The following is an 11596-nucleotide window of genomic DNA, read 5'->3' on the forward strand; positions in this document are numbered from 1 at the left end:
CGGGGATGGTCCCAAGCCGGGCAAGTTCCGGCACGTGAAGAGGGAGTGCTCCCCGCGCGCGCGGGGATGGTCCGATCGAGGACTCGCCCGTCCTGCGCGCCGTCGTGTGCTCCCCGCGCGCGCGGGGATGGTCTCATGCCGGAGAGCGGCCCGGTGCCGAGCTGGGTGTGCTCCCCGCGCGCGCGGGGATGGTCTCATGCCGGAGAGCGGCCCGGTGCCGAGCTGGGTGTGCTCCCCGCGCGCGCGGGGATGGTCCGATCTGGTCTACGTCGTGCTCGTCCGCGTACTCGTGCTCCCCGCGCGCGGGGATGGTCCCCAGACCATCGGCATGATCTCCAAGGATGGCGGGTGCTCCCCGCGCGCGGGGATGGTCCCGGCGTGGCGTCGACGGCGGAGGCCCGCGCCAAGTGCTCCCCGCGCACGCGGGGATGGTCCCCCGATCCCGTGCCCGAAGGAGCGCCCGGTCGAGTGCTCCCCGCGCACGCGGGGATGGTCCCGCTGAGCGCCAGGTCGAGCAGGTCGGCGGCCAGTGCTCCCCGCGCGCGGGGATGGTCCGGTGTTCCCGATCGAGTGCGGTGAGACGGCGTGGTGCTCGCCGCGCACGCGGGGATGGTCCGCCGAACGTGTACCCGACCGTCTGCGGCCGGGAGTGCTCCCCGCGCGCGCGGGGATGGTCCCGTGCCGGCGGCGCCCGTGGACCGGGGGGAGTAGTGCTCCCCGCGCACGCGGGGATGGTCCTATGCGCCAGATGCGGCAGGCCGCCCGGCAGGCGTGCTCCCCGCGCGCGGGGATGGTCCGAGCACGAGGCGGACGCGTTCGGGGCGTTGGCGGTGCTCCCCGCGCGCGGGGATGGTCCCTCGCAGGCGACATTGCCGCCGACGCGGGTTGTGTGCTCCCCGCGCGCGGGGATGGTCCCGTGCCGCCGATGACGGCGACCACGTAGGTCCAGTGCTCCCCGCGCGCGGGGATGGTCCCGTGCCGGCGGCAAGGCCCGTGGCGACCGGGATGTGCTCCCCGCGCGCGGGGATGGTCCCCTCGCGCGCGCGGCCGCATACGACGAAATCCGAGCCGTCCTCGTCGACCGATTCGGAGCAGTGCACAGTCTGGCCCTGCAACAAACCCTGTGGCACATGGGCAGGGCCGTGCTCGAAACACGTCACGACATCGCCGAGATCCGCCTGTCCGCGCCGAACAGACACCACGTCCTCGCCGACCTCGAACCCTTCGGCATGACGAACCCGGGAGAGGTCTTCTGGGCACAGGACAGACCCCACGGCCTCATCGAAGTAACCGTCCACAACAACGACGACCCGCCCGCGCCCGAAGCCTGGCGCGACATCCCCGGATACATCTGATACCCGCTCCTGAGGCTGGAGGGCTCGACGAACCAGGTGCGTACCGGCCGGTCCACTTTGTGGCCCAGATGTGGTCTGGGTGATCCGAGGACAGCCCCGCCGATGCGCTGCACCGTTAAGGCACCGCGAACCAGCCGGATCTGCCGGGCAATCGCTGGAGCCGGGGAGATCGCCGGAAGTTTTAGAGAGTCCGGGACATCGACCAGCACGACGAGCCAGTCAGGCGCGGGCTGGTCCGCGGTAGTCGGGCGCCACGTAGACGGCTCTCCGTTCGCCGCCGCCCTGAGCGAAGCGGCGGGTATAGACGACAGGTTCGCCTGCCGGAGCGTCAGCTTCTTGGCCCGGCACGCCCGGGCCCGCAGGGCGGTCGTCGAGGGACTGACTGACGCTGTACTGCTGGGGCAGCCCTTCGCTCCCGCGAGCCCGTCGAGACGGTATGACCTCGTGCCGCTCGCCGTGCCAGGGGCCGCCTAGGAAGAGAACGTGCATGTCGTCATCGTCTCCTGTTTCAGCCGCGGCGTATAGCGGCGCCAGGGCCACGGATCAGCCTAGCCGTGATCATGGTAGTCGCCCGTGGAGGGGGCAACACCTCTCCCTACGTGGTAGCGTCTTGACTGTTGCAGTTTTGGGCTTCCACGGACTTTGCCGACGCCTGGTAACCAGACCACCAGGCGTTCTTTGTTTGCCGGTCACTCTCCGGACGAGGATTGATCAACGCGGCGACGAGGTGCCCACGCGGTGTGGGTTCCATCAGCCTTCGACGAGGAGCAGAGTCATGGCAACAGGCACGGTGAAGTGGTTCAACGCGGACAAGGGTTTCGGCTTCATCACCCAGGACGGCAGCGGCCCCGATGTGTTCGCCCACTACAGCGCGATCGCGGCGGACGGCTACCGCAGCCTTGAGGAAAACCAGCGCGTGGAGTTCGACGTCCAGGAGGGTCAGAAGGGCCCACAGGCAGCGAATATCCGGCTGATCTGAGCCCTCCTCGGGTTGCCGTGCTCGCCATCGAGCACGAAATGTTGCAGGTCCTTACCTACCGCCGGTAGGCGGCCTCGCCTGCGGGCATCCAGCCTGCTCCTATGTGGAGAGTTCACGCTGAACATACTGGGCGCGCCTCGCGTACCAAGCATCGACCAGGTCCAGTTGACCCACGTGCCGTTGGTGCCGGAGGTGCGCCTGTTTCTCGCAGAGGACGCCATCATCCTGTGGGCACGGCTTGAGGCGACCGCAGGCCGATCGCTGCCGGCGCCGTACTGGGCGTCCGCGTGGACGGGTGGGCAGGCGCTTGCCCGGTACATCCTCGACCATCCAGCCGCCGTCGCAGGGCGCACGGTGCTTGATATCGCCTCCGGGTCCGGCCTCGTGGCGATAGCCGCTGCGATGGCCGGTGCCCGAGCCGTCACCGCCAACGATGTCGATCCGTACGCGATCGCCGCGATCAGCGCGAACGCTCGGGCCAACGGCGTCGTCATAAGGCCAGCGACCCGCGATCTGTTGGACGGCGACGGCGACGGGGCGGAGGTGGTCCTGGCCGGCGACGCTCTATACGACGGGCTGATGGCACGGCGGGTCATGCCGTTCCTTATTCGAGCAGCGGACCGCGGCGCGCACGTTCTCCTGGGTGATCCGGGCCGGCAGCACCTACCCGCCGACCGGCTGCGACCGCTCGCCACCTATCACGCGGCCATCACCGGTCCGCCCGAAGACGCGCAGATCCGTCGCGCGGACGTCTTCGCAGTCCGGGCCACGACGGACACGCTCCAGCAGCGTTAGCTTCCCGGACACCTTCGTCCCAGGCTGGTCCGGGTGGGCGACGACATCCACATCGCGCTGGTGATCGTGCTGTCCTGCTCTGGCCAGATCGAAGACCTGACGCGCCTTGCCCACGACGGTTCCCGCCCGGCCGCGAATGCCCCTCGTGGACAGCCTGCTGCGCGGTGGCGAGCTGCACGAGGGGCTGCGACGGCTCCGGCAGCATGCCGAGCGGGCGACCGGTTCGCCGTCATCCGGCTGATCGACGTCTTGACCGACCAGCGCGACCACGGTGCGCTCCGCGAACTCAGCGACGCCCGGCCAGTGGGCCGCGACCCTGCGGCTCGTGCATCTCCTCGCAGACGAGGGCTACCACGCACAGGCGGCCGAGATCGCTCTCCGGGCAACCCAGCCCCGAAGTCGTTTCTTCGGCACATACGACGGCCCACCAGCGCTCCTGGACGACCCGCAGATCGTCCAAGCAGACCGGGTCACCCATATGCGTTACAGCGTCCGTCGATAGCGGATCGGCGGCCGGTGGTCAGAACAACCGACAAGCCGGGCAAGGAGCATACGACCCCCATGATTCAGGCACATGCCTCCTGCGGACATCAGCACCCCCAGGGGTGAGCCGCAGACGAACCCCCCTGGACGCTCATTGCTTGGGCTCGTCGGGTGTCGCACATGGGCCTGGGTGGGAAGAATGAGAAGTACCTTCCGATCTGGGATGATCTGCTTGTCGAAGCCCTGGTCACCGCGGAGCCGGTGTCGCAGGCCCTTGCCTGGCGGGTGTGCTGTTAGCGGGCTTCCTTGAGCTTGGCCATCTCGGCGGTGAACTCGGCGTCGGTGAGTGCGCCGCGTTCGTGTTGCCGGATCAGGGCGTGTGTGTGCGCTTGGCTGTCTCGGCTGGTGGCGGGGGAGCGGCGTGCCGGCGCGGGTCTGGCGGTCTGCTTGGGCGGGGCCTGCTGGGTCGAGGTGTGGCGTGGCCGGTCCGGCTGCTGGTGTCGCCGCGCGTTGTGGCGCTTTCGCAGAGCCGCGAGGATCTCGTCGTACTCGTCGGGCGGGGTCACGAGCAGGTAGGTCCCGTTCGCGAATATGTACGGGTCGAAGCCGTCGCTTCGTTGGATCGCGGTGGTGATGGTGGTCCCGTCGGTGCGCTCGATGACGATAGCCGTGCGGCCGGTGGGGATGCCGGTGGTGGATGTGCCGCTGCGAATTTCCGCTACGGAGGCCCAGGGCAGCGTGGTCGTTCGGAAAAATGATCGCGATTGGAGTCCGTACTCGCTGAAGTAGATGCCGAGCATCGCCCTGCGTACGAGGTAGATCATGCTCAAGGCGAGGGCGTCCCCAATGAGGAACAGTTCCAGGGTTGACGTAACGTCGGCCAGGTAGATGACCGCGGCGACGATCGCGCCCGCACCTGCCAGTACGCCAAGACCCCAGCGTACGATCGTTTGATCCGAGGTGTACGGCCGTTCCCATCGTCTCATGCCACGATGGTCGGCGATCGGATCAAGCCTGTCGCATGCGGCGAGGGCCAGGGCCTCGGCAAGGTAGAGGAATGTCCTGATTAGACGTACCTGGCCCGGGGCGCGTCTGGCGGAGCAGGTCGGGGTCGGCCCGGCCATACAGCTCCGGCGATCGGACATCGAGGCTTACTCAAACCCGGCCGCGGCCGGCGCAGCCTGTCATCTTCCCGACGCCGAGAGTTGGGGACCGTGCAGCACCCGGCGACTTACGTTACTCAGCTACGGCGTGCCGGCCTTGGCGCCGTTGACGGGGTAGTGAAAACCCCACTCCGATCACTCTAGCCTGCCGGATACCCATGCCGCGGGGGCGTCCGTAGCGTCGGTCGGACAGCGACGTCCACGCGGAGGAGACCGCCCTATGTCCACGCCCACGCGACGAAACCTGTTGCGCACCACGGCCATCGCAGCCGCGGCCGGAATCACCGTCCACTCTGGAGCGGCCGGTGCCGCCCCAGCGGAACGGTCGGCGCCCTTCGGCCCGGCGGTGGTCCCACCCGGAGACCCGCGCTACCCCGACCTGGTCGGGCGCCGCTACAACCTTCGTTTCCTGGGCAACCCCGAGCGGGTACACGTGCTCGGCTCGACCGCGCAGGTGGTGCGCGCGGTGCAGGATGCGGTACGGGCTGGCAAGCGGATCGCCGTACGCAGCGGCGGCCACTGCTTCGAGGACTTCGTCGACAGCCCGCAGGTCCGGGTGGTGCTCGACCTGTCCGGCATGACCGGTGTGTATTACGACCCGCACCGGCGCGCGTTCGCGGTCGAGGCGGGCGCGACGCTCGGTGAGGTGTACCGGCGGCTCTTCCTCGGCTGGGGCGTGACGATCCCGGGCGGCTACTGCCCCGAGGTCGGCGCCGGCGGGCACGTCCAGGGCGGCGGGTACGGTCCGCTGTGCCGCCTCCTCGGCCTGGTCGTCGACCACCTGTACGCGGTCGAGGTCGTCGTCGTGAACCGGGACGGCACCGCGCGCAGCGTGGTCGCCACCCGCGAGCCCGACGACCCGCACCGCGACCTGTGGTGGGCGCACACCGGCGGCGGTGGCGGCAACTTCGGCGTGGTCACCCGCTACTGGTTCCGCTCTCCCGGGGCGCGCGGCAGCGACCCTGAGCGGCTGCTGCCGCGTCCACCGGCCTCGGTGCTGACGTTCTCGATGGAGTGGTCGTGGGACGGGCTCGGCCCGGAGGCGTTCGCCCGGCTGGTGCGCAACCACGGCCGGTGGTTCGAGCGGCACAGCGCGCCCGGCTCGCGGTACGCCGGGCTCTACAGCGAACTGCTGCTCTTCCGGCGCCCGCTCGGCCGGCACATGATGCTCGGCCAGGTCGCCGGGGAGAACGCCGAGCGGCTGCTGGACGAGCACGTCAGCGCGCTCGCCGACGGGTTCGCCCCGCCGTCCGCGCGTTCCCAGGTGCGGATGCCGTGGCTGGCCGCCGGGCTGCGCGGGCCTGGCGAGGACCCGGGCCGGTGGCGGCTGAAATGCAAGGCCGCGTACCTGCGCCGGGCCCTCACCGATCGGCAGGTCGACGTCGCGTACCAGCACCTGACCAGTGACGTCCCGGGGCTGTTCAGCGGCATGGTCAGCCTCAACTCGTACGGCGGGCAGGTCAACGCGACCGCGCCCGACGCCACCGCTGCGTCCCAGCGCGACTCGATCCTCAAGCTCTTCTACCTGGCTGCCTGGCCCGACGCGGCCGACGACGCCCTGCATGTGGGCTGGTTGCGCGAGTTCTACCGGGACATGTACGCGGACACCGGCGGAGTACCGGTACCCGGCGCCGTGAACGACGGCTCCTTCATCAACTACCCCGACGTCGACCTCGCCGACCCCGCGTGGAACACCTCCGGCGTCGCGTGGCAGACCCTCTACTACAAGGACAACTACGCCCGCCTCCGCGCGGCGAAGGCCCGCTGGGACCCGCGCGGCGTCTTCCGCCACGCCCTCTCCATCCGGTGAACGGGCGACCCGCGCACGCCGGCTCGTTCGCGAGGCCAACTATTCCGAGCTAGACACCTGGGCTACCGCGACGAACACCGCGGTAGCCCAGGCCTGGAACAAATCTCGTACGGGTCGTCCCTTCGAAGTCAGCTTGAGATGGCCTTAAGCCTCAGTCGTCGAACTCGAAGCCGTCTTCCTTCGCCGTGGTGCCCAACTCGCGCATGCGGTTCGCGCCGGAGGCCAGCACGCCCATTCTGGCGCCAAGGTCCTCCAACGTGGCCTGGTCGGTGCCGTGGGCAACGAAATGCCGCCTTCAGGGTCGTCCTCGGTCCGGCCGGCCAGGGCGGGGCCTCGTTCTCGACTATGCGGGACCGGCGGGCAGTGTCACCTGCCGCTGGTCTGACTACCGGCTTGGAGTGGTCTGGCCGGACGACGCTGGCGGCGGAGCATGAGTACAACCGCTACGGGCGTGGTCACCAGCAGGATGGCGACCGTGATCGCCGCGACGAGCCAACCGGTCCGAACTGGGCGGATTGGTGCGTCGCCGCCGGGGCGTACGAGACCGTGGGTGAGCACGTCGTCGGCGATGTCGATCCCGTACACGGTTTCTGGCAGGTTCAGCAACTCGCGGGAGTCGCCCTCGACGGTCAGTGCCCGTACCTCGACATGGCTCACCGATCCGTAGTAGTTGGGGAAGGCCCACGGATCGTGGTTGGGGTCGGCCGTCGTCGGGTTCCACGCCGCCGATACCCCGGGGGGTGGGTAGTAGGCGGCGACGACCGCCTCACCCGACGGCCACCAGCCGATCAGCCGCAGCGCAGTCACACCGCTGACCTCCGGCAGACTCCATCCCGGTCGTTGGGCGCCGGTGGCCGGGTCGATCAGCCGGATCCGCCACCGGCTGGAGAAGCGGGCCTGTCCCGGTTGGTCGGTGCAGCACGCGGCTCGGCTGACCACGGCGATCCATCTCCCATCCGGGGTGAAGGCGCCCTTACCGGCCAGTTGACTGTCATGGCTCAGGACGAAGCTGCCCCAAGTGGCGGCGTCGCGGGTGAATACCGTGATCTTGTCGCCGAACTGCACCGCCAGCCGCGAACCGTCCGGGGTGAACGCTGCCATGTGGCCCGGGGTGCCGGGATAGACGCCGGGATCGTTGACAAGCTGCGCGGTGACGTCGATAAGAGGCTGGTAGTCGCCCGAGGCCAGATCGAGGAATCCGACCACAACGGTCTCGGGATCGAGCGGTCGTCCGGTCTCCCGGATCACCGCTAGAGTGCCGCCGTCGGGTGCCCAGGCCAGCGGGCGGAACCGGGTCGTGGCGTTGGTGCCGGGCATGGCGTACGACCGGCCGGTTACCAGGTCATGCATGGTCGACTCCGCGACGAACCGCGCGCCGTCGGGTGACAGCAGCCCGTCGGTACCGGCCCGGACGTTTCCGCTGAATTCGAGAGCCCGGTAGGTGTTCGCAGTGGCGCCGACCGCTGCGATGGTCGTCTCCGGGAACGTGACCGATGAGGGAACGTCGAGTTGCTGGTCGACCACCAGCGCCGCCGGCCCGGCGGGGGCCTGCTCAACCGTTGCCGTCCAGGGCCAGGACATGCTGATCCGGTCGGGCAACGACGGGCTACCGCCGCTGGCGGCAAACCCGCCGCTCCTGGAGCCAGCACCAACAATCGCACCGGGCAGTGTCACGGCGAGTAGCAGCGCGGTGGCGGCCCCGACGACGGCGCGGCTGTTCCGTCGGCGGCGCAGTCGCCGGCCGTCGGTCAGGGCCTTTTCGTAGAGGTCGAACACCGGGGCGGCCGCACCCGCCTCGGCGAGGGCCTGTCGGAGCTGGTCCGTCATGTCGCCACCTCCCTGCTCCCGAGATCGGGTGTCGCTTGTCCGCTTTCGTCCAACAGTTCGGGCGCGTGGGTCCGCAGCCGGTTGAGCGCGTCGTGTTTCGCCCGTTTGACGGTCCCTACCGTGACATCGAGCACCTCGGCTATCTGCACCTCGGTCAGGTCCTCGTAGAACCGCAGTACGATCACGGCCCGCTGTCGTGGGGGCAACCGCGCCAGTGCCCGCAGCACGTCCAGCCGGAGTGTGGCGTCCAAGGCCGGGTCATGAACCAGCTGAGGCGGTGGCTCGGCGGCGAAGCTCTCCGACACCCGGCGCCGCCGCCACGCAGAAGCGTGCTCGTGAAACAGCACCCGGCGCACGTACGCGTCCGGGTTTCCGTGACGGATCCGCCGCCAATGTGCGGCGGTCTTGGCCAGAGCCGACTGGAGCAGATCCTGAGCCAGGTGGAAGTCCCCGGTCAGCAGATATGCGACGCGGGACAGGGCGGCGGAGCGGTTGTCCACGAACTCGCGGAATCCTTCATAGCGATCCACCCGCACCTCCGTCGTCGAGACCGTCACCAGTTCAAACGCACCTTGTCGGGCAAACGGTTGAGCCTGGTCTGCCATCACAGGGCATCTCCTCCTCACCACCTGTTCCACACAGGACCGTCGACATCTCCTTCGCCGTGAAGCAAGCCAACTTCTGCGCTCTGGGCTACGTCGAGGGTGGTGGCTGGGGCTGCATCGTGGTGCCGTATGCCTAGCGTCCGCCAATAGCGCGGAGCCACCAGGGCACGCGCCCTCGGGCCCTGGACCGTTCTGGCGGAGACGGCCACAGTCCGCGGTGCTAGCGGTGGCGCGGTGCCACTCCGACTGAAGGTGTTGGATGCGGTCGACTGAGCCTCGATGACGGACGGGTGTGACGCGCCGCAGGAAATTCCCGAGCTGCTGTCGGCGGCGGGAGATAGCCGCGATCATGTACGACGTATAGGCCGACCGCGAGGCCGAGCGCTGGGACATGGAGGCATAAGACGCGGTGCGTGCCGGCGTGCCGACGTACGTGGCCGCGCTCATGTCGACTGATCCGATGCCGTGTCGTCTGCGTCGGGAAGCGTGTGCAGGTACTTCTCTGTGGTGGAGATGCTGCCGTGGCCGAGTCGCTCCTTGACCACCTGAGGGTCGGCGCCGCCGGCGTGAAGCGTTACCGAGGATAAGTAACCGGCAAGGCGGACATCCAGCGCCTGTTCCGCGCCAAGGTCAGAGCGTCCGAGACCTCGGTGGTCCGCTCCCACAGCAGGACTGGACGGGCATGCAGGCAATTCTGGAGTAATCCGCGGCCACCACCGCCCTGCGCCCAGCTACCTCGACAATGCTCCGCTACCTCGACAACGGTGATAGACCCGGTCGATGCGAGACCATCGGCGTACTCACTTGCCATCGTGCCCGCGCCCTGCGGCCGGACTTGCTTAACCGTGACGTCGGCTCGATGCGAAGGCAGACATTGTGCATCGTTGTCGGCAGTGGCAGAAGACATGGCGGGTACTCGATGGTCCGCTCAGGCGAGTTGGCAAAGGGAGGGAGCGATCGTGGTGGGTGTGGCCAATGCGCTTCAGGCGGAGCGCTGGAACGGCGCTACCGGTCGTCGCTGGGTCGTGCAGCGGGAGCGGCATGCGGCGCTTCGCGAGCCGGTGGTGCCACACCTGCTCCGCGCGGCGGCCGTTTCGCCCGGCGACCGGGTCCTGGACGTGGGCTGCGGGTGTGGCGAGCTGACCGTCCGCCTCGCTGCGGCGTCCGGAGTGGACGGAGCCGTGGTCGGCCTGGATATCTCCGCGGTGCTGCTCGCCGTGGCCCGCGACCTCGCTGCGGCCGCTGGCGAGCCGGCCGTCCGGTTCGTCCGCGGCGACGCGCAGGTGTACGCGTTCGAGAGTGCCGCCTTCGACGTGGTGGTCAGCGGCTTCGGTGTGATGTTCTTCGATGACCCTGTGGCCGCTTTCGCCAACCTGGCCGGCGCGTTGCGGCCGGGCGGGCGGCTGGCGTTCCTGTGCTGGCAGGACGACCTGCGCAACGAGGTGTTCGGCATCCCGCTGCGGGCCTTCGCCGCGCACGGGGTGGCGGTCGGACCGGGCGAGTTCGACATGTTCGGGGAGCCGCGCCGGATCGCCGCCCTTCTGACCGGTGTGGGCTTCGACCGGGTACGGGTGATGCCCGTGCACGGGCCCGCGCGGATCGGTGCGGACGTCGCGGACGTGCTCGGCTACGTGCGGGCTACCAGCCGGGTGCGCGACCTGCTGGCCGGCCTGGACGAGGCCGTCGCCGGCCGGGTGGCGGCGACCATGGCCGACCACTATCGGGCCCGGGCGCGGCCGGACGGTGTCTGGGTCGATGCCGCGTCCTGGTTGGTCACGGCCGTCACGCCCTCCGCGAACGGCGATGACGATCCAGCATAGGGCTGTCCAGATCCATTTCGGCTGGATCCTGGAGTTCGGTGCCCTGGAGCCGTTGCGGACGGTCGAGGCCACGTCATCGCCGTGTCGTCGACCCCTGAGTCATTGAGCAGAGCGAGTGCCGGGTTGCCCTACAAATGGTGACCGCCACAGACCTCGTCCTACGGTGGATCGACTGGCTGGCCTGCGAACGCCGATCTGGTACCCGCATAGGAGCAAAAGGCTGTTGGCGGGGAGAAGCGAGCCGTGTCCGCGGGATGGCCCTGCGGGAGCAGACTGGGCACGTGCGGATCGTCGCCGCCCCATGAGTTGGTCCCCTGAGGCTGGACTCCGTGACGCGGGTGGCGAACCTAAACGAACTACCGGCAGTGTACGGGTGCCGACGATCGGGTTGCGTTCCCAGGGGCAGACGCCATGGTCACTCCCGTGCGGAGGGGCCTGGTCGGAGATATCGGCCACACCTAGCAAGCGCTCGGTCACAGCACCTGACCATGCCGGTGAAGATGGGGTGGCGGGTTCGTCCCGCCCGTTGGTTTGAGGTCGAGTCGGCCGTAGGTGCCGGAAGGGAGTGTCCCGTGCCCCGCCTGGATGAGAAGCTGCACGCGATCTACGACCAGGTCCTTCGGCGTAATCCTGGCGAGGTCGAGTTTCACCAGGCCGTTCACGAGGTTTTGGACAGTCTGGGTCCGGTGGTGGCGAAGCATCCGGAGTATGCGGATGGGGCGGTGATCAGTCGGTTGTGTGAGCCGGAGCGTCAGATCA

General features: G+C 69.0%; 8 protein-coding genes and 1 pseudogene. 6 read left to right on the forward strand and 3 right to left on the reverse strand.

Annotation, left to right across the window (positions count from 1 at the left end; translation table 11 throughout):
- The first annotated feature begins 1007 nt into the window (after positions 1-1007).
- The 3 genes from ACFFIA_RS22255 to ACFFIA_RS22265 all read left to right on the forward strand — a co-directional run bounded on the left by ACFFIA_RS22255 (position 1008) and on the right by ACFFIA_RS22265 (position 3129).
- Positions 1008-1355 carry a hypothetical protein gene (locus ACFFIA_RS22255; RefSeq protein ID WP_446686978.1) on the forward strand — a complete coding sequence of 116 codons (348 nt, stop codon included), beginning with the start codon at positions 1008-1010 and terminating at the stop codon, positions 1353-1355.
- Between the two features lie 775 nt (positions 1356-2130).
- On the forward strand, positions 2131-2334 hold the full coding sequence (locus ACFFIA_RS22260; protein WP_377253552.1) for a cold-shock protein: 204 nt from the start codon (positions 2131-2133) through the stop codon (positions 2332-2334).
- Between the two features lie 183 nt (positions 2335-2517).
- Positions 2518-3129: a class I SAM-dependent methyltransferase gene (locus ACFFIA_RS22265; RefSeq protein ID WP_377253553.1), complete on the forward strand. Its 612-nt coding sequence runs from the start codon at positions 2518-2520 to the stop codon at positions 3127-3129.
- 776 nt (positions 3130-3905) lie between these two features.
- Here ACFFIA_RS22265 and ACFFIA_RS22270 read toward each other — a convergent pair.
- Entirely contained in the window at positions 3906-4736 is an 831-nt protein-coding gene (locus ACFFIA_RS22270; RefSeq protein WP_377253554.1) for a PH domain-containing protein, read from the reverse strand.
- 259 nt (positions 4737-4995) lie between these two features.
- Between ACFFIA_RS22270 and ACFFIA_RS22275 the strand changes: the two genes are divergently transcribed.
- Positions 4996-6585, forward strand: a complete 1590-nt coding sequence (locus tag ACFFIA_RS22275) for an FAD-binding oxidoreductase (RefSeq protein WP_377253555.1) — start codon at positions 4996-4998, stop codon at positions 6583-6585.
- Between the two features lie 366 nt (positions 6586-6951).
- Here the strand turns inward: ACFFIA_RS22275 and ACFFIA_RS22280 are convergent, their stop codons facing one another.
- Complete coding sequence (locus tag ACFFIA_RS22280; RefSeq protein ID WP_377253556.1) at positions 6952-8412, reverse strand: WD40 repeat domain-containing protein; 1461 nt, start codon at positions 8410-8412, stop codon at positions 6952-6954.
- Positions 8409-9017, reverse strand: a complete 609-nt coding sequence (locus ACFFIA_RS22285; protein ID WP_377253557.1) for a SigE family RNA polymerase sigma factor — start codon at positions 9015-9017, stop codon at positions 8409-8411. The genes ACFFIA_RS22280 and ACFFIA_RS22285 overlap by 4 nt, the downstream gene beginning before the upstream one ends.
- Positions 9018-9985: 968 nt before the next feature.
- Between ACFFIA_RS22285 and ACFFIA_RS22290 the strand changes: the two genes are divergently transcribed.
- Together ACFFIA_RS22290 and ACFFIA_RS22295 are read left to right on the forward strand one after the other, a co-directional pair.
- Positions 9986-10837 carry a class I SAM-dependent methyltransferase gene (locus ACFFIA_RS22290; RefSeq protein WP_377253558.1) on the forward strand — a complete coding sequence of 284 codons (852 nt, stop codon included), beginning with the start codon at positions 9986-9988 and terminating at the stop codon, positions 10835-10837.
- A gap of 572 nt (positions 10838-11409) precedes the next feature.
- A pseudogene (locus ACFFIA_RS22295) lies at positions 11410-11596 on the forward strand (NADP-specific glutamate dehydrogenase); the annotation flags it as partial.

The sequence above is a fragment of the Phytohabitans kaempferiae genome, from assembly GCF_042433955.1.
In the GTDB taxonomy this organism is placed as follows: Bacteria; Actinomycetota; Actinomycetes; order Mycobacteriales; family Micromonosporaceae; genus Phytohabitans; species Phytohabitans kaempferiae.